Origin of the sequence: Solirubrobacter phytolaccae, assembly GCF_027587195.1 — a bacterium.
GTDB lineage: Bacteria > Actinomycetota > Thermoleophilia > Solirubrobacterales > Solirubrobacteraceae > Solirubrobacter > Solirubrobacter phytolaccae.
The window spans coordinates 92,343-113,538 of record NZ_JAPDDP010000012.1 but is presented as its reverse complement, the minus strand read 5'-3'; the positions used below and the strand labels follow the sequence as shown (position 1 = coordinate 113,538).

Sequence of the window (21,196 nt, the reverse complement as noted above, 5' to 3'; positions counted from 1 at the left end):
CTGCAGCTCCCTTCCCCCTCGGTGGCTGGTGTACCCGCCCCGCACCACCACTTACTAGGTCCGGATCTGCACGTCGCGGTACTCCACGACGTCCGAATCACCGTGGTTCTGCAGCCCGAAATAGCCACCGCCCACACGAGCGGGGTCCGGAGCGACGAGCGTGTTGACGACCACGCCGTTCAAGCGCACCACCACGCGCCGCCCGACCGTGATGTCGAACGTGTTCCACCCGTCCCGCAACGCACGGTCCCGCCGCGCGACCTCAGGCGCCTGCACCCCGTACAGAGCACCCGTCGTGTTCTCAGGCACGTCCGTCCTGTCGATCTGCACCTCATACCCGCGCGTAATCGCGACCTGCGGATCATCGCCCGCTCGCGGGAACCCGATGAACACGCCCGAGTTCGAGTCACCGACCATCCGCCAGGTCGCCCGCACGGTGTACGGCCGCCGCAGCTTCCGATCCCACCAGAGCAACCCCATCCCGCCGCGCGATCGCAGCCGGCACTTGGAGGTCAACTCGAACGACCCCGGGCCCGCCTGCTGCCAGCGGCGGAGCGACTGCGCGGTGCCGTCGAAGGCCATCCGGTAGCCACGGTCGGGCTCGCGCGGGGCTCCCGCGCAGGCCAGGGCGACCGCGGCCTCGACGAGCACTAGGCCGCGATGGCCGCCAGTGCCGAGCCGGAGAGCTCGGCCTTGGGGACGAAGCCGCGGGCGCCGCAGTGGTCGAAGTGCGGCGGGTAGTCGGAGGCGTCACGGCTGGAGGTCAGGACGACCATCGGACCGCCGCGTTGTGCGAGGCGGCGCGTGACTTCGATGCCGTCCACGTCCGGAAGGCCGATGTCGAGGAGGACGACATCGGGCCGGAGGCGCTCGGCGGCGGCGAGACCCTCGCCGCCGGTGGCGCTCTCGCCGACTACGCGGTAGCCGTCCGCCTCGAGCAGCGCTCGCGCCGCGGTGCGGAACCCGGCGTGGTCGTCGACGATGAGGACGGTCTGTGGCATTGCGATAACTATCCCCCGGAAGGGCGGTGCTCAAAAGCGCGGTAGCCCGTGTCGCCGGAGCGGGCAGCCGCACCAAGCACGTGGGAGTACCGCCAGTGTCACACTCGCACTGGCTGGTGCAACTGAGGGGCCGATGGACGTTGACGCTCTCTATCAGCGCCACCGGGACGCGTTGCTCGTGTTCCTGGTGCGCCGCACGGCGGACACGGAGGTCGCGCTCGACCTGTGGGCGGAGACGTTCGCGCAGGCCGTCGCCTCCAGCCGGCGCTACCACGGCAAGACGGACGCGGAGGCCGCGGGCTGGCTGTACGGGATCGCCAAGCGCCAGCTGGCGCTCTACTACCGCCGCGGCCACGCCGAGCAGCGGGCGCTTAGCAAGCTCGGCCTCGAACGCCCGCCCGCGAGCGACGCGCTGCTGCGCGAGGTGGAGGAGCGAGCTGCGCTCGCCGACCTGCGCAAAGACCTCGCCGAAGCGCTCAGCGCCCTCTCCGAGCCGATCAGAGACGCCGTGCAGCTGCGGATCGTCGACGAGCTGCCCTACGCGGACGTCGCCCGCTCGCTGCGGATCTCCGAACCCGCGGCCCGTGCGCGCGTCTCGCGCGGGCTGGCCGCCCTCGCCGACTTCCTCGACCCGATCGCCATCCGGGAGGCGACCCTCACATGAACCTCGACACCTTCATGGACGACTTCGGCCGCGACCTGACCCGCGCGGCGAAGACCCGCTCCCGCCGCCGCCGACGGCTCGCGCTGCGGCTCACGCCCGTGATCCCCGTGGGCGCCGCGCTCGCCCTCGCGTTGACGCTGCTCCCCGGCGGCGGTGGGAGCGTCGACGCGATCGCCGCCGCTCGCGCGGCGCTGGCCCCCGACGGCGAGATCGTCCACATGAAAGTCCAGATGGGCTTCGGTCGCGGCGGGAGCCTGCCGCCCGTCGAGCAGTGGTACGCGGCCGACCCGAAGCGCTGGCGGACCCGCACCGAGGCGCTCGCCGTCCCGGGCAAGGGCCGGCTCCGGCCCACGCAGTTCGAGACCGCGTTCTCCAACGACCGGGTGCGCTTCTACGACCAGCGCCGCGACGTCGTGACGATCTGGCGCGCCGACCAGCACCCGCGGACGTTCGGGCCCGGCCTGCTCGGCGGGGACCCGGCGACCGACCTGCGCGAGCAGCTCGGCAAGGGCGGCGTGCGTGACGACGGCGTCGTCACCGTCGACGGCAAGCGGGTGCGCCGGCTCGTGCAGGACTCCGAGCGGCAGCGGTTCGTCTACTACATGGACCCGGACACGTTCGCGCCGGTCTCGGGCCACATCAGCCTCAAGCGGCCGGACGGCAAGCGCTTTCGCGGCCCGCAGTTCACGGTCGTGCTCTACGAGCGCCTCCCGCTCAACGAGCAGACCGAGCAGCTCCTGAAGTTCGACAAGACGCCGGAGACGAGGTACGTCTGGCGGTAGCTACGAGTGGCGCCCGCCCCACGCCAGCACGCTGAGCGGCCCGAGCGGGGCCCGCTCGTGCGCCGGGGCGGGCGTCGTCTCCACGTGGTCCTCCGGATCGTGCGCGACCACGTGCAGGACGGACACGCCGGTGTAGCGCGCGACCGCGTGCGGGAGATCGGAGCGGATCCACTTCGACGACTGGCCCGGCAGCGTCGCCACGACCACCTCGTCGTGGCGCATCGGGTCCCACACCTCTGACAGGGCCTCGAGCGGGTGCGGGTCGCAGACCATCCCGTCGCACTGCGTGATCCCCGCGTTGCGCCAGGCCATCAGCGCGCCTTCGAGCCGTTCCCGGGCGACCTCGCGCTCCGCCGTTCCGGGGCCTCCCGCCGGCATCACGAGCGTCACCACGATCGACCCACGCTCGGCGCGGTGGGCCAGCGCCTCAATCAGCTCAGGCGCCGCGGCGGTGCGGTTGGCGAGCACGATCACGTGAGCGGCCATCGGGCGGCTCCCTTCATCGGGTGCGGATTGCTACAAGTTACCGCGCGAACGGGATGTCGACGATGAGCGCCGACGCTTCGTCGAGCTGCACCGTGTCGCCCGGGTTCGCCTCGCGCCGCACCAGCGCGAGCCCGATCGGCCCGTGCTCGGGGGAGACGACCACCGAGCCGAGCTTGCCGACAACCTTCTCGCCGAGTCGCAACTCGCTCCCGGAAGGCGCCGGCTCGTCGAGCTTGACGCCCAGCAGGCGCCGGTTCGGCTTGCCCCGGTAGTAGAGCCGCGCGACCGTCTCCTGGCCGACGTAACAGCCCTTGGTGAACGACACGGCCCGCTCGTTCAAACCGGCCTCCTGCGGGATGACGGAGTCGTCGAGGTCCACGCCGTAGCGCGGGCGCCCGGTCTCCACGCGGACCACCTCGGCCTGCGTCTCGTCGCCGTCGGGGAAGGGCAGCGCCGCGCGCACCGCTTCGCGGTCCTCGGCCCAGCAGAACAGGTCGACGCCCAGGTCCGTCTTCACCGCGACCACGGTCTTGCCGCCGAGCTCCACGCGCGCGTTGTCGTGCTCGTCCGGGCCGGTCAGCACGGGCGCTTCCGGGCCGATCACGGACAGCAGCGCCATCTGCAGCGTCCGCTTGTGCAGCTCCACGTCGCGTCCGAGCTGCGTGCGGTGCAGCAGGTTGAACAGCGCCTGCAGCGCGACCCGCTCGCAGTCGATCAGCAACTCGTCCCCGAGGTCGAAGACCCGCAGGTCGCCGAGCATCTTGCCCTTGTTGGTGAGAAAGGCGGCGTACGCGCCGTGCCCGGGCTCGAGCGCGACGATGTCGTTGGTCACCTGGCCATGCAGGAAGTCCTTGGCCTCGGCGCCCGTCAGCGCGAGCTTGCCGCGCTCGGATCGATCGACGACGAAGGTGGTCACTGACGAAACGTTAGCGCTCCTCGAGGCGGGCCAGCCGCCGGCGCACCTCGCGCTCGAGCTCCTCGAGCACGCGGTCGCGCGCATAGCCCGCCGCGAGCGCGCTCCGGACGACCGCCGCCTCCTCGGAGCCATCCAGCCGCTCGAGCAGCGCGAGCAGCCCGTCGAGGTCGTGGGGGAGTGGTGCAGACGCCATCGGTACGCTCTCTCCCAGATCATGCCGCTTGTCGACGACTTCCAAGAGATCCTCGACGCTCTGCCGTCGGACTGGACCGACCTCGAGCTCGACCTGCGCGTCGACGAGGACCACTACGTCGATGCCGCCACGCTGCTCGTGACGTGCAACGCCCAGCCGTACTCCAACCACGACTGGCACTTCCACCTGATCGTGGCGCACCACTTCGGCCACGCGGCCGCTCCGGAGGTCGTCCGCGGCACGCTGCGCCTGCTCGACAACCGCGGGATCGCCGGCGAGCTCATCCTGCGCGAGTCGCGCGCCGGCCGCGTCGAGGTCACCCAGATGTGGGGCCGGCCCGAGTCCGTGCGGCAAGAGTTCCGCCGGATTCGCTCTCAGTGATCCTCGGCGGCGTCCCGCGCCACTGAGGAATCGCGGCCGGGGCCGCGCTCGATCGCCCCGAAGTACGGCTGCCCGGCGGTCCACACCGGCGCAGCCTCGTCCAGCTCCGCCGCCAGCGCGTCCCGGTCTGCGTCCGGCACCTCGGCGGTGATCGCGCTCAGCGCCTCCTCGGGCTCCTTCTGCGCCTGCGTGTAGCCCCGCTGCAGGGCGCGGGCGACCGCGAGCACCTTCGCGCGGTCGTCCTGCAGGATCACCTCGTCCACGCACAGCACGAGCCTGTCGGGCGGCACGATCGCCAGCACGGTGATGCAGCCGGACGGCGGCCTGTCCGTGATCCGGAAGTCCGCGTCACCTTCCCTTGACACGAGGAGCTCGACCCCTTCGCCCTCGTCGTAGGTGCGGTAGGTGGCGAAGTAGACCCCCGCGTCGTCGGCGCTGAGACGCTCCGGCAAGACGATCGGGACCTCGCCGAACTGGCTGGCGCTCTGGGTGCTTCCGCAGCCGGCCAGGATGAGAGCGAGAAGTGGGATGAGGGCGCGCGTCACCCGGGTATGGTGGCGAATCCATGAATCTGCATTTAGGCCCGCTCCTGCGGCACACGACACAGGACGAGGCCACGATCTGGGTTCAGACCGACGGGCCATGCCGCGTCGAGGTACGCCCGGAGGGCGTCGAGCCCAGCTCCGAGCAGACGTTCACCGTCGAAGGCCACCACTACGCGCTCGTGCACGTGACCGGGCTCGAGCCCGGCAGCACGACGCCGTACGAGGTCGCGCTGGACGGCCGGGTCGTCTGGCCCGAGCCCGACACCGAGTTCCCGCCAAGCGTCATCCGCACGCAGACGCCGCAGGACAAGGTCAAGGTCGTGTTCGGCTCCTGCCGGGTGGCCGCGCCGCACGAGCCGCCGTACACGCTGCGCAAGGACGAGGACGAGAGCGGCCGTGAGGTCGACGCGCTGCGCGGCCTGGCGCTCGAGCTGATGCACCAGCCGCCCGAGGAGTGGCCGCACGCGCTGGTCCTGCTCGGCGACCAGGTCTACGCCGACGAGGTGCACCCCGAGGTCGAGGAGAAGCTCGACGGCGAGCACGTCGAGACCTACGACGACTACGTGGACCTCTACACGGCCTCGTGGGGCGAGCCCGTCATCCGCTGGCTGCTGAGCACCGTCTCCAGCGCGATGATCTTCGACGACCACGACGTCCACGACGACTGGAACACATCGGTGGAGTGGCTGGCCGAGATGCGCCAGAAGGGCTGGTGGCGGCGCCGGATCGTCGCCGCGTTCGAGAGCTACCTCGTCTACCAGCACCTCGGCAACCTCTCCTACGACGACCGCGCCGAGTACCAGCTCTACCAGGACCTCCAGCACGGGGACGAGCCCACGGAGCGGCTGCGCGAGTACGCCCGCCGCGCCGACGCGGAGGTCGAGGGCACGCGCTGGAGCTTCTGCCGCGACATCGGGCCGGCGCGGCTCGTGATGGTGGATTCGCGGGCCGGCCGGGTGCTGGACCCCGGTCACCGCTCGATGGTCGACGCCGACGAGTGGGACTGGATCACCGAGCACGCGACCGGCGACCACGAGCACCTGATGATCGGCACCTCGCTGCCGCTGATCATGGGCCCGGCGATGCACTGGCTCGAGGCCTGGAACGAGGTCACGGCCGACGGCGGCTGGGGCAAGCTCGTCAAGAAGCTGGCCGAGAAGCTGCGCCAGGAGCTCGACCTGGAGCACTGGCCCGCGTTCCAGACCTCGTTCCACGCCGTGATCGACCACCTGCGCGCGGTCGGGGCGGGCGAGCACGGCGAGCCGCCGACCACGATCACCGTGCTCAGCGGCGACGTGCACCACGCGTACCTGGCCGAGATCGGGTTCCCGCCGGGCAGTGGTGTGCAATCCGCGGTATGGCAAGCGGTCTGCTCGCCGTTCCGCAACCCGCTCGACGCCAACGAGCGGCGGGTCATCCTCGGCGCCTGGACGAAGGCCGCTGGGCGCTTCACGCGGCTGTTCGCCAAGGCCGCGGGCGTGAAGGACCCCGAGGTCCGCTGGCGCCTTGCGCACGACAAGCCGTGGTTCAACAACCAGGTCGCGTGGCTCGAGTTCGACGGTCCACGCGCCAAGTTCGTGCTGGTCAAGGCGCTCCCGCCGGAGGATGGAACCGGCGACCCCATCATGGAGCGCGTGTTCGAGCGCTCGATCGAACCCAACCGCGTCTTCGCGAGGACTTAAGACACACACTTCGTGCAGGGGTCATGATCAGGTAGCGAACCGCTGGGAGCCGCTACGCACCACGTGACCAGAACCGATGCCGATCTGCTCGCCGCTGCGAGACAGGATCCGGCCGCCTTCCGGGAGTTCTACGACCGGTACGCGGCGTGGGTGCACTCGTGGTTCTCCCGCCAGACCGGGTCAGACTCCGCCGCGCTGGATCTCACGGCGGAGACGTTCGCCCAGGCCTGGAACTCCAGTCGGCGCTTTCGCGACATGGCCGACGGCTCGGGGGCGCCGTGGCTGTTCGGGATCGCGCGCAACCTGCTGCGGCAGTACCACAAGCACAACCGCATCGAGAGCGCCGCTCGCGAGCGGATGGGCATGCCGACGGCGTGGGCCGAGTGCGAGGACTACGAGGCCGTCGACGAGCGGATGGTCGCTTCGTCGCTGGCCCCGCTGTTGCGCATGGCGGTCCGTGCGCTGCCGGCCGAGCAGCAGCGGGCGCTGGAGCTTCGCGTCGTACAGCAGCTGGACTATGAGGAGGTCGCGGGCGCTCTGGGCTGCACCCAGAACGCCGCGCGGCTGCGCGTGTCCCGCGCATTGAGGGCGCTGGGACTCAAGCTGAGGGGAGCACAGGCATGACCACGACCGCATCGCCCCCGGGCGACCATACCCGCGCCCGCCGAGTCACCGAGCGAACGCGCTCGGCACGGCTCATACGGGACTCGATCGGCCTCTTGAGCTCCAAGTGGTCCGTCGACGTCCTGCTCGCGCTGGGCGACGGCACCCGCCGCTACCACGAGCTGCTGGAAGACCTCGCGCCGATCTCGGAGAAGGTCCTGACCCAGACCCTGCGCGCGATGGAGCGCGACGGCCTGCTCATCCGCCGCGTGCACGCCGAGGTGCCGCCGCGCGTCGAGTACGCGCTGTCGTCGCTCGGTGCGACCATGGCGCCGCCGCTCAAAGCGCTCGGCTCCTGGTCGCTCACGCACGGCAAACGCGTCGAAGAGGCGCGTGACCGCTTCGACGCGCGTGCTGCCGCGCGGGTACGAGCCGCTTAGCCAAAATATGGCGCGCCTATGCGCGCTTCTACGTTGGACCGGCTGCTCAGCCTGCTCGGGGACGTCAACGGCCTCGGGGACCTCGAGGCGTTCCGGTCCGGCCTGCTGAACGCGCTCCAGCACGCGGTGCCGTCGCGGTTCGCGTCCTACAACGAGGTGGCGCCGGACGGCGTCCACGCGTTCTCGGAGCCGGAGCTGCCGCCGGAGGCGCCGAGCCGGTGGGCGGCGCTCGCCGACCAGCACCCGGTGCTGGTGCACATGCAGCGCACACGTGACGGGCGGCCGCGGCGCATCTCGGACCACCTGAACGCCGACGCCTTCCACTCGACCGAGCTCTACCAGCGCTTCTACGGGCCGCTCGGGATCGAGTCGCAGGTCGCGTTTGGGTTGCCGGCGGCGGCGCCGACGGTGATCGGCGTGGCGCTGAGCCGGGACGAGCGCGACTTCTCCGACGAGGACGTCGAGCTGCTCGCCCGCGCCCGGCCGCACCTGATCCAGGCCTACCGCGCCGCGCAGGCGGTGACCGAGCGCGAGCGGGTGCTGGCGGCGTTCGAACGCGGGCTGGAGAGCGTCGGCCGGCTCGCGGTGGCCGTCACGCGCGAGGGGGAGATCGTCCACGGGAGTGAGCGGGCGCGCGCGGCGGTGGCGGCCTCCGCGCCGGACGGCCGGCGCGTGCTGCGCGGACCCACGCCGGGCGACCTGGACGTCGTGCTGCTGGACGCCCAGGACGGCGGGCTCACCGTCGAGCGGCTGCGGACGCTCGGCCTGACGGCGAGGGAGGCGGAGGCGCTGCGCTGGATCGCGCTCGGCCGCACGGGCCCGGACGCGGCGGACGCCATGGGCATCGCGCCGCGCACCGTCGCCAAGCACCTGCAGTCGGTCTACGCGAAGCTCGGCGTCACGACGCGCTCTGAGGCGGCGAAGACCGCCTGGGCCGCGGTCGGAACCTAACGTGAGCCTAAGGATAACCTAAAGGCCCTGGGGCTTTATCTAACCGGCCGGCGCGCGCAGCTCGTAGCCTCCGTCCCAGCGGACGCGGTAGTTGGACTTTGACGTGAAGGTCGAGCCCGCCTCGATGAAGCGCACGGCGCGGGCCTCGCCGTCGGGCGCGAACTGGACGGGCGGCGTGGCCGAGCGGGTGAACTCGTTGACCTTGGCGGCGAAGCTGAAGCTGCCCTTGTTGACCCACGTGGCGGTCTCGGGGTGCATGAGGCCGACGACCGAGCTCGCGAAGTCCTTGTAGACCTTCAGGCGCTCGGGGTCGGTCAGCGGGCGCCCGTCGGCGTGGGTGATCTGGAGCAGGTCCATGTCGCCGGTGACCGAGCGCCACTTGCCCTTGTAGGCGAACTCGACGACCTGGAACTCGCCCTTGGCCTCGGAGGAGAGCCGCATCCGGTAGAGCGTCCAGTCGTTGCGGCCGACCGTCGGGTCCATCGCGTTGTCCCACAGGTTCCACTTCAGGCGGATCTCCCTGCCGCGCGTGGAGACGCCGCCGGCCTTCTTGCGCAGCCACTTCACGTAGCCCTCGGCGCCCTCGCCCTTGCGGTACTCCTTGATCCGCGCGGCGTAGCGCTCGAGGACCGCCTGGTGGTCGGGCGTGCCCGCCTCGATCCCCGCGGCCTTCAGCCGGGCGCGGACGAACTTCGCGGTCGGTGGCCTGGTCTTGATCACGATCCGGCCGATGTCGGCCTTGCGGTAGCCGAGGAACTCGACGTCGGTGTGGCTGACGGTCTTGAGCTTGATCGCCTCGTGCTTGAGCACCGCGCCGCGCTTGGTCAACCAGTCCACGGACTCGGCCGCACGGTCACGGGCGACGATCAGCAGCTTGTTGGTCTTCGCGTAGCGCTTCAGGAACGCGACCTGCTCGCTCGTGTAGCCGTACATCCGGCGCAGGTGCGCGTTGGTGAGCTGGAACCCCGGCTTGACCTCACTCTTGAGCAACGCGAGCGACTTCGCGTAGGAGATGACTTTGGTGCAGCAGCCGTTCAGCGCCTTCGTGACGGCGGCGGTGAGCTTCGCGTTGGCGCCCTCCATCAGCGCGCGGCCCTTGGCGAAGCGGGCGAGCACGCCCGGCGCGACGGCCAGGCCGAGCTCGGTGCTCTCGGCCGTGAACTCCTGCAGCGCCGCGCCGTAGTCGCCGGCGTACCAGCTCTTCCACAGCCGCTCGTAGTGCGCAAGCACCGCCGCGTTGACGTTCTTGAGCAGCTCGCCCGCGCGGGCCTTGAGCGCCGGGGCGGCGTCGAACGCGCGCTGCGCCTGGAGGTGGATGGTCGCGAGGAGCTCCTGCTGGGCGGCCGGGTCGCCGCGCAGCGCGTTCCACAGCTCGGCCTGGAAGCGCAGGTAGGCCCAGGCCATGCTCGGCGCCTGCTTGGCGACCTTCCAGGCCAGCACCGGCAGCTCGTAGAAGATCCCGCGCAGCGTGCCCGCGGTGAAGTTGTAGAGGCCCTGGAGCGCCCCGACGCTGAACGCGCCGTACGCGATCGGGTACGCGAACGGCGGCGGCTCGGGCGCGGAGTCGTCGACGCCGACGCGGTACTCCCGGTCGCCGCTGACCGCGAGATCGTCCGTGGTCAGCGCCGCGCCGTCGGAGTCGTCGCGGTTGAGCAGCCGGCCCGTCGGGTCCTTCAGGACCGCGCGCGACTGCGTGCCGCTGACCGCGCCCGGCGCGCTGTCCACCCATGCGTCGCTGCGCATGGTGCGCACGATCACCGACAGGGTCTTGGTCTCCCGCGGCTCGAGCTGCACGTAGGTGGAGCCGGACGCGGCGTCCATCGCCTCGATCGCGGGGACGGCGGCGTCCGAGAGCTGGACGTGCCCGTCGAGCGCGTTCCCGCGTAGGGCGACGTCGATCGGGTCGAGCACGACGCGTCGCGCGTACGAGCGGTTGGCGACCTTGACGTCCACCCGCCAGTGGTCGCCGCCGGCGACGAGCCCGCCCTTGCCGGTGGTCGGGACGAAGCCGCGCGTGTACTCGGCGGCGACGAACCGCCCGGTGATCTTGATCGTGCCCCGGCCGGGAAGCGCGAGCGAGCGGCCGTCGTCGAGCATGGCCTCGGCCATCGCGTCGAGCTCGTACTCGCCGTCGCCGCTCACGCGCACCGGGATCGTGGTCGACTGCTCGCCGCCGGGCGGGATCGCGCCGAGCTGCGTCCGTGCCGGCGGGCCGTCGGCCTTGACCGGGATGAGCGGGTACAGCGGCGTCTCCTTCGTCCCGATCTGCAGGCCCTCGAGCACGCGCACCGTCGTCGCCGTGATCGTCCCGCGGTTGCGCACGGTGACCTTGACCGGAACGACCTTCTCCTCGCCGGCGATGAGGTCGATCCGGGTGTCCGGCGCCTCGACGATCGTCTCCAGGTCGGCCGCCGTCGCCACCGCGTCCACGGTCAGCTCGCTGTCGGACGCTCGCGCCCGCTGGTGCTTGGTGCGGGTACATGGCGAGACGTCGCGCACGCAGGCGTAGTGCGGGAACGTGACGTCCCACTCGCCCGCTCGGACCGGCACGTCGTAGCGGCCAGCGGAGCCGGTCCGGGTGCTCCAGCTCAGCGCGTCGCCGTCCGTGCTCGTGCCGCTGACCTGGACCGGCACGTCGGGCATTGGCGCGCCGCCGGACGCCGACAGCACCTGACCGACGATGTGCGGGGAGCGCTCGACGAAGTCGACCGTCATGTCGCTGCGGTAGAGCGTCACCGCCCGGCTGGTCGCGCATCCGCTCGCGCCGGCCACGCAGAAGCCGCCGGGGCCGGTGACCGTGTAGTCGCCGGCCGGCAGGTTCGGGAACGTGACCTTGCCGGCCGAGTCCGTGTAGCGGTTCTGCACGCTCGGCCCGGTCAGCCTGACCTGCACGCCCGCCGCGGGTGTCCCGTCCGCGAGCTTGACCGTGCTGGTGATGACCGGGTCGGGGAAGATCGCCTTGGCTTCAAGCACCTGCCAGGCGCTCATGTAGAACGACGTGGGATCGCCACAGCCCTCAGGCGGGTGCCCGCCGCCGCCGACCGTCCCGTTGAACTGGTGCGTGCCGGCGGGCGCGTCCCACACCGCGTCTCCCACGGTGATGTGGTCCGAGAACGTGGAGGCCGAACTGCCGGACGGGGTGATCGTGAGCCCGCCGGAGTACTGGAACTTGCCCCGGTAGCCGATTGCGCCCTGAATCGGCGAGAAGCGGAACACCACCGCGAACCGGCACTCGTCCGCGTCGCTGTAGGTCAGCACCATCTTCGTGATGGGCAGATCGACCTCGTACGCCTTGGCCGAGGGGACGAGCAGCGCAAACGCGAGAAGGGTCGCGAACCAAAGTCGACGCATCGGTCCGCAACCCTATGTCCCGGTTTCGGTCCGGGTAGACCCTCGACGTTCCCTCTACGCGGGAACCGCGTAGACGCTCAGCGGCGGAAGTTCTCGACCAGTCCGGCGAGCGAGGTCGCCATCTCGGCGAGGTCGGAGCTGGACGCGGCGATCTGCTGCGTGGCGGCCGAGGACTGCTGGGTCGCGGCGGAGACGTCCGCGGTGGCGGAGCCGGCGTCGCGGGCGATCTGGCCGACTTCGCTGGTGGCGTCGGCCATGCGGTTGATGCAGGTGGAGACGCTCGTGATGCTCTGGGACAGGCCGTGGAAGGCGGCTTCGGTTTCGCGCACCGTGCCGTTGGAGGACTCGGCGAGCTTGCGGACCTCGTCGGCGACGACGGCGAAGCCGCGGCCACTTTCGCCCGCACGGGCGGCTTCGATGGCGGCGTTGAGGGCCAGCAGGTTGGTCTGGTCGGCGATCGCGGCGATCTGGGTCGTCAGCGACACGCCCTGGTCGGCGAGGTGGGCGGCGCGGGCGGCGAGCTCGACGGCTTCGCGGTTGATGGCCTCGGCGTCGGCGATGCTCTTGATCTGACGCTCGGCGCCCTCGGCGACGGTCGAGGAGAGGCGCGCGATGTCCTCGATCGCGGAGCCGGTCTCCATCGTGGTCGCGGACATCTCCTGCGAGGCGCCGGAGACGCGCTCGGCGGTCTCGCTGATGCCGCAGATGATCTGGGCGACGCCCTCGCGGGTCTGGTTGTAGAGCTCGAGGCCGCCCTGGGCCTGGCCGAGCATGACGTTGAAGGTCTCGCCGAGCGAGCCCAGGTTCTGGCCGCGAGCGGTCTCGAGCGGGGTCGTCGCCGGGTACACGGCCACGGTCAGGTCGCCCTGCGCCATCGCGCCGAGGCCGTCGCCGAGGCCGGTGAGGCAGTGCTCGGAGAGGCTGTTGAGGCGGTCCTGCAGGCCGTCGAGGCACGACTGGTCGCCGAGCGCGGAGCGCATCGTCTCGCGGACGCTGTTGTAGCCGACCAGCGCGGCCTGCGCCTTGTCCAGCATCGAGTTGAACAGGTCGACCAGCTCTTGCGTCTCAGGGTTGTCCGAGCGCGTCGTGATCGGCTTGGTCGCCGGATCGACGCGCACGGTCAAGTCCCCCTGGTTCATCGCGTCCAGGCCCGCGAGAAGGTTGGTCAGGCAGTGGTCGTGCATGCTGCGCAGGCGGGCGCGCAGCTCTTCCGCGGCCGCGTCTGGCGTGGCGACCGGGGTGGCGGAGGGAGTGCGACGAAAGGGGGACACATCCTTCATTTCGGCGCGACGGCGCTCCTGGTTAAGTCGACCGATCAAGAACTGCTCATCTCGGGAGCTTTGAGCCGGGAATGTCCGATTTGGCTCATCCGCCCAGTCATGGTCTGAACGCCGGCCGATGCCCGCGTGTGAGCCGCCCGGATCCGCGTAAACGCAGGATCTCGTCAGCGTTCTTCGGTTGTCGCCACGTCGTGGGTGTAATCGCCGGCGCTCCCGGCAATGCCAGAAGTGCACCAGAGACCGCGCGCCGAGGGGCAATGGCGCGCACCGCGCATCGACCGGATTACTGGGGAGCGATCCGGCTCGCGCGCTCCGCGAGTTTCCTTGCCGGCGCCGGACCCCCGGTACCCCCGCGATGGTCCGGCGCCCCGCGGAGCTGTCAGTTGAGCTTGATGCCGCGCGCGCCGGACGGCCGCCGGTAGCCCGTCGCGCGCTGGACGCTCGACGGCCGCCACAGGGCGCCTCCGCGGAGTGTCGGCACGCCGTCGTCGTTGAGCGTGTCCGCGATCGCTTGGAGCGTCATCCCGCGCTCGCGCATCCGCGCGATCCGGTCCTGGAGCTCCGGGATGTCCGCGACCGACGTGCGGCCGCGGTCGTGGACCCGCGCGTTGGCCAGCGCCACGAGCTGGCCGCCCTCGGTGGCCGTGTCGAGGGCCAGGTCCAGCGCGATCAGCCGCCGGTGCTCGTCGTTGAACCACGTCAGCAGCGGCCGCAGGTTCGCGGCGTTCGCGGACAGGTCGTGCAGCCGGACGAGCACGAGCACGTCGGCGCGATGCTCGGCGAGCTGCTCGAGCGCCCACACGAGCGACGGCCGCTGATCGCGGCCCTCGAGGTCCACGTCGTGGACGACCTGGGCCAGGTCGAGCCCGTGCTCGGAGCAGCAGCGTTTGATCGCCACCCGCTCCCGCGCGAGCTGATCGTCGCCGGCCCCCGTCGCGCACACGTAGCCGAGCGCACGTCCCTGCCCTTGCCGAGCCGCACTGCCTGCCATCACTGCCACTCCCACCATTCCGTCTCCAGCAACGCAACGCCTACCAGCGGCGCCGCGACGGATCAATGAGCCGTACGCAACGCCCGCTGGTGGGCGACATCCAATGTCAGACAGCTGACACAGGATTTAGAAGCGGATCCGGCTCAGGTACGAGAAGCCGACCTGGGCGGTGTTGAGCGCCACGGCGAGCGCGTCGTCGCGCTCGACGATGTACTCGTGCTCGCGCGGGTCGCCGGCCGCCCGGAAGATGCGCGCGAAGTCGATCACGCCGGTCCCCGGGTCGGTGAACGTGGCGACGTGGCCCGGGTTGAACTTCATGTCCTTGACGTGGAACTGCTTGACGCGGTCGCCGAGCATCGCGATCAGCTGCACCGGGTCGCGGTGCGCGTACCACGCCCAGTACAGGTCGAGCTCGAAGTGCACGAGCCGCGGGTCGGTGTCCGAGATCAGGAAGTCGAAGCCCACGAGCGGCGTGTCGTCCTGCAGCGCCCCGAACTCCCAGTTGTGGTTGTGGAAGCCGAACCGCAGCCCGTACTGGCGCGCCATGTACCCGGCCTGGTTGAGCGCGGCGGCGTAGGCCTTCCAGTCCGCGGCGGTCGTCAGCAGCGAGGTGCCACCGCCCGGGCCGAACGTGGCCGGGCTGACGGGCGTGACGATGTAGCGCTGGCCGACCGTCACCGCGTCCTGCAGCTGCGTGCGCCAGGCGGCGGCGTCGAACGGCCACGGGACCGACTGGTGGCCGGACGTCGCCTTGATCCCCGCCCGCCGCAGCGCCGCCTTGAACTCGGCCGCGGTGCGCCCGTGGAAGCCCGCGTGCTCGACCGTCCGGTACCCGATCCGGGCGAGCGCCCGCAACGTCCCGTCCAGGTCGGCGGCCAGCTGGTCACGGACCGTGTAGAGCTGGATGCTGATCTGCTCGCGGGGGATGCTGCCGCCTCCGCCGTGACCGTGGTCACCACCGCCCTTCGCGACGGCTCCCGGTACGCCGAGCGCGCCCAGTCCCATCGGCACCGCGGCGGCGCCGGCCGCTCCGAGCAGGAAGTCGCGCCGGCCGAGCCCGCGCTGTTCATCGGACATGAACTGCTCCTCTCTGGCTGGAGCCGGCTCTCCCGACCAGCTCCGACGAACCGGAAGCTACACCAGTGCGGCGGACGCCGGAGCGGCGTGCCAGTCCGCGTCAACGTCCATTGGCGCGGCGAAGTAGTAGCCCTGGCCGAGGTCGCAGCCGATCTCGCGCAGCATGTCGAGCTGGGCGCGGGTCTCGATGCCCTCGGCCACGACCTTCAGGCCGACCGTCTTGGCGAGGCCGACGATCAGGCGCACGAACGCCGCGTCGTGGTCGCTGAAGGCCAGGCCCTCGACGAACTCGCGCGCGATCTTCAGCGTGTCGAGCGGCAGGTTGCGCAGGTAGGAGAGGGAGCTGTAGCCCGTGCCGAAGTCGTCGAGCGCGAGCTGGACGCCGAGGTCACGCAGCTGCTGCAGGGTCTCGGCGCCGCGCTCGGCGTCCTTGACGAGCAGGGTCTCGGTCACTTCCAGGACGAGCCGCTCCGGGGCGATGCCGCTGCGCCGCAGCACGTCCTGGATCGTCGGGATCAGGTCGGGGTGCTCGAGCTCGATCGCGCTCAGGTTGACCTGCACCAGCAGCGTGTCCGAGCGCTCGACGACCGACTGGACGGCCTCCTCGAGCACATAGCGGCCGAGCGGCACGATCAGGCCCGTGTCCTCGGCGAGCGGGATGAACTCGACCGGCGGGATGCGGCCGCGCGAGGCGTGGTTCCAGCGCACGAGCGCCTCGACCGAGACCGTCTTGCCGGTCTCGATGTCCACGATCGGCTGGTACTGGACCATCAGCTCGCGCTGCTCGATCGCGCGGGCCAGCTCCTCCTTGAGACCATGGCGGCGGACGATCGAGTCGCGCATCGCGGGGGTGAACACCGCGTGGCGGCGCTTGCCGCCCTCCTTGGCCTCGTACATGGCCACGTCGGCGTCGCGCAGCAGCTCGTCGGTCGCGGTGCGGTTGTGCTGGGAGGCGGCGATGCCGATCGAGAGCGACACGTTGAGCGGCTTGTCGCCGGCCTGGACGGGCGCGAGGAACGCCTCGAGCGTGCGCTCGGCGAGCTCCGCGGCACCCAGCTCGACGTCCTGGTCGCGCTGCACGAGCACGGCGAACTCGTCGCCGCCGAGGCGCGCGACGACGTCCTCCTTGCGGACGGAGCGCACGAGCCGGGAGGCGACGCCGCGCAGCAGCTCGTCGCCGATCGCGTGGCCGAGCGTGTCGTTGACGCCCTTGAAGTCGTCGAGGTCGATGAACATCACGGCGACCTTGTCCGCGCCGCCCTTTTCGAGCGCCTCGCGCACGCGCTGGGAGAACAGCGTGCGGTTCGCGAGCCCGGTCAGCGGGTCGTGGTGCGCCTGGTGGGTGAGCTGGTCCTGCAGGTCGCGCAGCTCGGTCACGGCCTGCTCGAGGCGGTCGAACTGGAGCGCGGCGGACGCGTTCGCGGCCAGCGTCTCGAACAGCGCGCGGTCGCCGCCGGTGAAGCCGCGGGAGAGCCCGTAGCGGTTGGCCAGCATGAGCGTGCCGATCACGCGGTCCTCGCCGCGGAGCACGCCGAGCATGCCGTGGCGGACCCCGCGGTCGGCGAGGTAGGCGGCGATCGTGGCCGGGTACGGCTCGGCGAGCGCGAGCGCGACGTCGTTCTGCTCAGCCAGGTCGCGCAGGGCGACCGCGGCGGCGTGGTCCATCGGCGCCATCGCCTCGCGGGCGCTGCCCGGGCCGAGGCCGGTGCGCAGCGGCGCGCCGCCGTCGCCGGCGAAGAGGATGACCTCGGCCTGCTCGGCCCGGAAGGCGCCGAGCGCGCGCTCGAGCAGCCCCTCGAGCGCGATCGCGACCTCGGGCGACTCCGACAGCGTGCGGTTGGCCTCGTAGAGGAACTTGACCTTCTCGTGGCCCTGGCGCTCGTGCACGTAGGCGCGGTAGCCCATGAAGGCGACGAGGATCGGGAGCAGCAGCAGCGGCGCGGCCTCCGGGCGCTCGATCCAGAGGATCGAGGAGACGAGCGCCATCGTCGTGCCGGTGAGCGTCACGAAGAAGTCCATGCCGAACATCTGGCGCACCTGCTCGCGCGAGACGCTGCCCTCGGTGAGGACGATCGCGGCGAGGATCTGCGCGATCGTGAGCACGCCGCCGAGCTGCGTGGCGGCGAGGACGGCGGCCCACGCGAGCGGGCCGAAGTCGTCGTCGATCCCGGACGCGAGGTGCACCAGGACGAGCATCACGTTCGCCACGAGCGCGATCTGGGCGACGTTGAAGCAGAACTTGATCAGCGGCAGGCGGCGCAGCAGCAGCGCGACCAGCGAGCCGCCGACGATCGCCCAGAAGGCGTGCGAGCCGGTCGTGAAGACGAGCGCGACCGTGAGCGGGATGTCGGTCAGCGAGAACGAGTGCGAGCTGCGGCGGAACTCGAGCTCGACCGGGAAGCGCTCGGTGAGCAGCACGAGCACCGCGATGACGTACCACGCGATCTCGGGCGTCTGCATCGCGTGGAAGTCCCGGACGAACGCGAAGTAGAGCACGACCGAGATCGTCGAGAGAACGGCGATGAGGCCCCAGATCGGCTCGATCTTGCGGATGGCACGGATACCCACGTCCCCTTGATCGGCCGCGAACGTGCCGTTTTGAGCCGTTAAGCGCCGCGAGCGGCCCTGTTTGGCCGCTCGCGGTGTCATCTCTACGCCGGGGGGTTCACTTACCGCCCCAGGTGGCGCGTTCGTCGAGGCTCACCATTCGACGCTCGACCACGTGCTGCGGGACCACGTGGACTTGCTCCACGTCGACTTGCTCCAGGTGGACTTGGTCTGGTCGATCCCGTCGCCGGCGCTCTCGCACGCGGCGCAGGTCCAGGTGGCGCGGGCCCACGGGGCGGTCGTGCCGGTCGCGCCGGCGGTCCACGTGGCCTTGGTCCAGGTCGCGCGGGTCCAGGTCGCCTTGGTCCAGGTCGCCTTCGTCCACGTGGCCTTCGTCCAGGTGGCGCGGGTCGGGTCGATGCCGGACAGCGCCAGCGCGTTGGCGACGGAGGTGTTCGGCGTCAGGCCCTGGTTGGCGCCCTTGGCGGTCGGCTGCGCGGCGAGCGCGGCCGGGATGCTCAGCTCGCCGCCGGCGTTGGCGGTCGCGTTGACGTTGGTGGTCAGGAGCTGCTTGACCTGGTCCGGGTTCAGGTCCGGGCGGGCCTGGAGGATCAGGGCGGCGGCGCCGGCGACGACCGGGGCGGCCATCGAGGTGCCACCGATGCGGATGTACTGGCCACCCTCGAAGATGCTGGTCGCGGGGGCGAGCGTGGAGAACGCGGAGCCCGCGGCGAGCGGGGCGACGATCTTCGCGCCCGGGGCGACGACGTCCGGCTTGTTGAAGCCGTCGAGCGTGACGCCGCGGCTCGAGAAGGACGCGAGCGTGTCGTCGGCGGGGTTGGCCGTCTCGGTCTCGTCGGTCGCGCCGACGGAGATCACGTACGGGTCGTTGCCCGGCGCGTACTGGACGGCGTCGGCCGCGTCGCCGCGGTTGCCGGCGGCGGACACGACGACGATGCCGGCGTGCCAGGTGAACTCGACGGCCGCGTTGAGCGGGTCGGTCAGGTAGGAGCCCGGCGTGTCCGAGGACACCGACAGGTTCACGACCTTGATGTTGAGCTCGTCCTTGTGGTCGACGACGAACTGCAGCGCGTTGATGACGTCCACGACGGTGGACTCGCCGACGTCGTCGGACGTCTTGATCGCGATCAGGTCGGCTTCCGGCGCGATGCCGGTGTACTTGCCCGCGAGGCCGTCCGTGCGGAAGGACGAGTTGCCGCCGACGATGCCGGCGACGTGCGTGCCGTGGCCGACGGGGTCACCCGCGGTCGTGGCGCCCGGGTTCGAGATCACGTTCGTGACGCGCGAGGAGCCGTCGGCGTTCGTGAAGTCCGAGATGTCGCCGTTGATGCCGGAGTCGATGACGGCGACACCGACGCCCTTGCCGGTGATGCCCTGCGCCCACGCCTGGTCGGCGCCGGTCGTCTTCGGGAAGTTGGTGGCGAGCAGCTCCGGGGAGAAGCTGGTCGTCTTGACCTTGCTGTTGAGCGTGACGTTCAGGACGCCCTTGACGCTCTTGAGCGCCTTGGCCTGCTTGGCCGGGAGCTTGACGGCGTAGCCCTGGACGGCGGGAAGCTTGTCCGTGATCTTGCCCTTGTGCGCCTTGACGATCTGCTTCGCCTTGGCCTCGGACACCTTGAACTGGACGATCGCCGTGACCGACTGGTTCGGGGACTTCTTCGCCGTGGAGGCGAGGCGCGCGGCGGCATTCGGCGCGGCATTGGCGGCGGTCGCCGCGGTCAGGGGTACCGCTACAGCTACTAGAGCCGCTACGGCGCTCCGGCGCGCGCGGCTTGAAGTGAATTTCGACACTGTCAGGGCACCTCCGTGTGCCTTGATTGGGGAACTGCTTGCCCCCTACATCGGCAAGTAAACGTTCGGCAAGGGGCGACTGGACGCCTGTTCGACAGGGGGAGACCCCATGTCCCTTGATCAGCGGAACAGGTCGTCTTCTAACTTGCGCACGAGTGGAGCAACCCCGGGTCCGTCGTCCGTCGTGATGTGTCTCTGTAGGCCACGAACACGGACGGCGGGCTCGCGGGAGTCCTTGCCTCGGACCAGGTCCGCCGCCGCGGCCGCCTCGTCGGCGATCGCGATCACGGTCGCGTGCAGCTCACGGCCGGCCGTGTCGGGCAGGCCGCGCCAGTCCTCGAGCGGCTTGAGGCCGGCGACGCCGATCGCGACTTCGCACTGACCCGTGCGCCAGGCGCGCCCGAAGGAGTCGGTGATCACGACCGCGGGGTGGCCCGGGAGCGCGGCGCGCAGCGCGCGGGCGGATGCGTCGGGGTCGATCGGGAGCAGGATGAGCTGGTCCGGCTCGGCCGCGTTGGACTGGTCGACGCCCGCGTTCGCGCACACGAAGCCGTGGCGGGTGCGGCAGATGAGCCGGCCGCCGTCGGCGCGGACGAGCTGCGCGGCTTCACTCAGGACCACCTCGACGTGGCGCGGGTCCTTGCCGTGGTCGGCGGCGAGCTGGCGGGCACGGGGGCCAGGCGTGACGTCGGCGAGGTCGACGAGCCGGCCCTCGGCCTTCGAGACGACCTTGTGGGCGACGACGAGCGTGTCGGCGCTGGTGAGCTCGGTGCCGGTGGCGATGATCAGCTGCGCGAGGTCGTCGCCGGGGCGCACCTCGGGGAGGCCCGGCAGCGCGAGGAGCTCGATCAAGCTGCGACGGCTTCGTCGAGGAGCGCGCGGGTGCGGACGGCGCCGCCCGGGAAGGTCGCCAGCGCGCGCTTGAGCGCGGCGAAGTCGTCCGGCGTGTCGACGTCGAGGCCGAGCGTCCGCACGTCCGCGACCTCCGGCTCGGTGCCGGCGGTGCGCGCGAGCCGCGAGTGGCGCTCGAACGAGCCCTCGCCGAACGCGGGCGTCATCACGTCGGGCGGGCTGAGCAGGAGCGCGTTGGTGCCCGTGCCGTGGCGGTCGGGGACGATCACGACCGGCGCGGTGCGGGCGAGCAGCGCCTCCACCTCTTCGGGGTCGAGCGCGGGGCAGTCGCCGGGGACGAGCAGGACGCGCTGCGCTCCGTCCTCGAGGGCGGCGGCGATGCCGCGCGCGGCGGCGTCCGACTGGCCGGACTCCTCGGGGTCGTGCACGACGCGCGCCGCCATCCTGCCTGCGATGTCGGCGGCGATCGGCTCGGCGGTCACGACGATCACGCCGTCCAGCGACGGCACCGCGGCGAGCGCTTCGAGCACGTCGGCGACCATCGCGGCCGCGAGCGCGGGACGGTCAGGGAAGGCGTGGCCCAGGCGCTGCTTGGCCATGCCGAAGGACTTGACGGGGAGGAGGGCGACGGTCCGCATCGGG

21 protein-coding genes are annotated in these 21,196 nt (G+C 71.2%); 7 read left to right on the top strand and 14 right to left on the bottom strand.

The genetic code is table 11. From position 1 onward, the window contains the following. Window positions 1–54: 54 nt before the first annotated feature. Together OJ997_RS09000 and OJ997_RS08995 are read right to left on the bottom strand one after the other, a co-directional pair. Window positions 55–651, bottom strand: coding sequence for a 3-keto-disaccharide hydrolase (locus tag OJ997_RS09000; RefSeq protein ID WP_270024738.1), 597 nt, complete (start codon window positions 649–651; stop codon window positions 55–57). Continuing rightward, window positions 651–1,001, bottom strand: coding sequence for a response regulator (locus OJ997_RS08995; protein WP_270024737.1), 351 nt, complete (start codon window positions 999–1,001; stop codon window positions 651–653). The genes OJ997_RS09000 and OJ997_RS08995 overlap by 1 nt, the downstream gene beginning before the upstream one ends. Before the next feature lie 133 nt (window positions 1,002–1,134). Between OJ997_RS08995 and OJ997_RS08990 the strand changes: the two genes are divergently transcribed. Both OJ997_RS08990 and OJ997_RS08985 read left to right on the top strand, forming a co-directional pair. Beyond that, window positions 1,135–1,665, top strand: coding sequence for an RNA polymerase sigma factor (locus OJ997_RS08990; RefSeq protein ID WP_270024736.1), 531 nt, complete (start codon window positions 1,135–1,137; stop codon window positions 1,663–1,665). Further along, window positions 1,662–2,447 (top strand): hypothetical protein, encoded by a 786-nt coding sequence (locus OJ997_RS08985; protein WP_270024735.1) that lies wholly within the window; start codon window positions 1,662–1,664, stop codon window positions 2,445–2,447. Before OJ997_RS08990 ends, OJ997_RS08985 begins: the two co-directional genes overlap by 4 nt. Here OJ997_RS08985 and OJ997_RS08980 read toward each other — a convergent pair whose 3' ends face one another. The 3 genes from OJ997_RS08980 to OJ997_RS08970 are packed head-to-tail and all read right to left on the bottom strand — an operon-like array spanning window position 2,448 to window position 4,042. Next, window positions 2,448–2,933 carry a hypothetical protein gene (locus OJ997_RS08980; RefSeq protein ID WP_270024734.1) on the bottom strand — a complete coding sequence of 162 codons (486 nt, stop codon included), beginning with the start codon at window positions 2,931–2,933 and terminating at the stop codon, window positions 2,448–2,450. It lies immediately after the preceding gene. A gap of 37 nt (window positions 2,934–2,970) precedes the next feature. Beyond that, entirely contained in the window at window positions 2,971–3,849 is an 879-nt protein-coding gene (gene ygfZ, locus OJ997_RS08975; protein ID WP_270024733.1) for a CAF17-like 4Fe-4S cluster assembly/insertion protein YgfZ, read from the bottom strand. A gap of 10 nt (window positions 3,850–3,859) precedes the next feature. Then, window positions 3,860–4,042, bottom strand: a complete 183-nt coding sequence (locus OJ997_RS08970; protein WP_270024732.1) for a hypothetical protein — start codon at window positions 4,040–4,042, stop codon at window positions 3,860–3,862. A 21-nt stretch (window positions 4,043–4,063) separates the two neighbouring features. Between OJ997_RS08970 and OJ997_RS08965 the strand changes: the two genes are divergently transcribed. After that, window positions 4,064–4,423, top strand: coding sequence for a hypothetical protein (locus tag OJ997_RS08965; protein WP_270024731.1), 360 nt, complete (start codon window positions 4,064–4,066; stop codon window positions 4,421–4,423). Here the strand turns inward: OJ997_RS08965 and OJ997_RS08960 are convergent. Further along, a complete protein-coding gene (locus tag OJ997_RS08960) occupies window positions 4,417–4,968 on the bottom strand; it encodes a hypothetical protein (protein WP_270024730.1) in 552 nt (183 codons plus the stop codon). The two genes, OJ997_RS08965 and OJ997_RS08960, sit on opposite strands and share 7 nt — an antisense overlap. Before the next feature lie 20 nt (window positions 4,969–4,988). On the opposite strand from OJ997_RS08960, the gene OJ997_RS08955 reads away from it, so the two are divergent. The 4 genes from OJ997_RS08955 (at window position 4,989) to OJ997_RS08940 (ending at window position 8,644) form a co-directional block, all read left to right on the top strand. Next, the gene (locus OJ997_RS08955) at window positions 4,989–6,650 is read left to right on the top strand and encodes an alkaline phosphatase D family protein (RefSeq protein WP_270024729.1); all 1,662 of its coding nucleotides are present in this window, start codon (window positions 4,989–4,991) and stop codon (window positions 6,648–6,650) included. A gap of 63 nt (window positions 6,651–6,713) precedes the next feature. Further along, window positions 6,714–7,274, top strand: a complete 561-nt coding sequence (locus OJ997_RS08950) for an RNA polymerase sigma factor (protein ID WP_270024728.1) — start codon at window positions 6,714–6,716, stop codon at window positions 7,272–7,274. A gap of 95 nt (window positions 7,275–7,369) precedes the next feature. Then, on the top strand, window positions 7,370–7,693 hold the full coding sequence (locus tag OJ997_RS08945) for a winged helix-turn-helix transcriptional regulator (protein ID WP_270024727.1): 324 nt from the start codon (window positions 7,370–7,372) through the stop codon (window positions 7,691–7,693). A gap of 18 nt (window positions 7,694–7,711) precedes the next feature. Next, a complete protein-coding gene (locus OJ997_RS08940; protein WP_270024726.1) occupies window positions 7,712–8,644 on the top strand; it encodes a response regulator transcription factor in 933 nt (310 codons plus the stop codon). A 39-nt stretch (window positions 8,645–8,683) separates the two neighbouring features. Here OJ997_RS08940 and OJ997_RS08935 read toward each other — a convergent pair whose 3' ends face one another. From OJ997_RS08935 to cofC, 8 genes are all read right to left on the bottom strand, one after another. Then, window positions 8,684–11,995 carry a carboxypeptidase-like regulatory domain-containing protein gene (locus tag OJ997_RS08935; protein ID WP_270024725.1) on the bottom strand — a complete coding sequence of 1,104 codons (3,312 nt, stop codon included), beginning with the start codon at window positions 11,993–11,995 and terminating at the stop codon, window positions 8,684–8,686. Between the two features lie 77 nt (window positions 11,996–12,072). Next, the gene (locus OJ997_RS37470) at window positions 12,073–13,266 is read right to left on the bottom strand and encodes a methyl-accepting chemotaxis protein (RefSeq protein ID WP_270024724.1); all 1,194 of its coding nucleotides are present in this window, start codon (window positions 13,264–13,266) and stop codon (window positions 12,073–12,075) included. A gap of 388 nt (window positions 13,267–13,654) precedes the next feature. Beyond that, the gene (locus tag OJ997_RS08925) at window positions 13,655–14,266 is read right to left on the bottom strand and encodes a recombinase family protein (RefSeq protein ID WP_270024723.1); all 612 of its coding nucleotides are present in this window, start codon (window positions 14,264–14,266) and stop codon (window positions 13,655–13,657) included. Window positions 14,267–14,392: 126 nt separating this feature from the next. After that, window positions 14,393–15,343: a sugar phosphate isomerase/epimerase family protein gene (locus tag OJ997_RS08920; RefSeq protein WP_270024722.1), complete on the bottom strand. Its 951-nt coding sequence runs from the start codon at window positions 15,341–15,343 to the stop codon at window positions 14,393–14,395. A gap of 57 nt (window positions 15,344–15,400) precedes the next feature. Then, complete coding sequence (locus tag OJ997_RS37465; protein WP_270024721.1) at window positions 15,401–17,911, bottom strand: putative bifunctional diguanylate cyclase/phosphodiesterase; 2,511 nt, start codon at window positions 17,909–17,911, stop codon at window positions 15,401–15,403. A gap of 132 nt (window positions 17,912–18,043) precedes the next feature. After that, the gene (locus tag OJ997_RS08910; protein WP_270024720.1) at window positions 18,044–19,702 is read right to left on the bottom strand and encodes a S8 family serine peptidase; all 1,659 of its coding nucleotides are present in this window, start codon (window positions 19,700–19,702) and stop codon (window positions 18,044–18,046) included. A gap of 120 nt (window positions 19,703–19,822) precedes the next feature. Beyond that, on the bottom strand, window positions 19,823–20,554 hold the full coding sequence (cofE, locus tag OJ997_RS08905) for a coenzyme F420-0:L-glutamate ligase (RefSeq protein WP_270024719.1): 732 nt from the start codon (window positions 20,552–20,554) through the stop codon (window positions 19,823–19,825). Further along, on the bottom strand, window positions 20,551–21,192 hold the full coding sequence (gene cofC, locus OJ997_RS08900; RefSeq protein ID WP_270024718.1) for a 2-phospho-L-lactate guanylyltransferase: 642 nt from the start codon (window positions 21,190–21,192) through the stop codon (window positions 20,551–20,553). The genes cofE and cofC overlap by 4 nt, the downstream gene beginning before the upstream one ends. Window positions 21,193–21,196: the final 4 nt, after the last annotated feature.

Coding starts and splice junctions, on each gene's coding strand:
- OJ997_RS08995 (WP_270024737.1), bottom strand. CDS start 1,001: ATGCCACAGACCGTCCTCATCGTCGACGACCACGCCGGGTTCCGCACC.
- OJ997_RS08980 (WP_270024734.1), bottom strand. CDS start 2,933: ATGGCCGCTCACGTGATCGTGCTCGCCAACCGCACCGCCGCGGCGCCT.
- OJ997_RS08985 (WP_270024735.1), top strand. CDS start 1,662: ATGAACCTCGACACCTTCATGGACGACTTCGGCCGCGACCTGACCCGC.
- OJ997_RS08965 (WP_270024731.1), top strand. CDS start 4,064: ATGCCGCTTGTCGACGACTTCCAAGAGATCCTCGACGCTCTGCCGTCG.
- OJ997_RS08970 (WP_270024732.1), bottom strand. CDS start 4,042: ATGGCGTCTGCACCACTCCCCCACGACCTCGACGGGCTGCTCGCGCTG.
- OJ997_RS08990 (WP_270024736.1), top strand. CDS start 1,135: ATGGACGTTGACGCTCTCTATCAGCGCCACCGGGACGCGTTGCTCGTG.
- OJ997_RS08955 (WP_270024729.1), top strand. CDS start 4,989: ATGAATCTGCATTTAGGCCCGCTCCTGCGGCACACGACACAGGACGAG.
- cofC (WP_270024718.1), bottom strand. CDS start 21,192: ATGCGGACCGTCGCCCTCCTCCCCGTCAAGTCCTTCGGCATGGCCAAG.
- OJ997_RS08935 (WP_270024725.1), bottom strand. CDS start 11,995: ATGCGTCGACTTTGGTTCGCGACCCTTCTCGCGTTTGCGCTGCTCGTC.
- OJ997_RS08940 (WP_270024726.1), top strand. CDS start 7,712: ATGCGCGCTTCTACGTTGGACCGGCTGCTCAGCCTGCTCGGGGACGTC.
- OJ997_RS08925 (WP_270024723.1), bottom strand. CDS start 14,266: ATGGCAGGCAGTGCGGCTCGGCAAGGGCAGGGACGTGCGCTCGGCTAC.
- OJ997_RS08920 (WP_270024722.1), bottom strand. CDS start 15,343: ATGTCCGATGAACAGCGCGGGCTCGGCCGGCGCGACTTCCTGCTCGGA.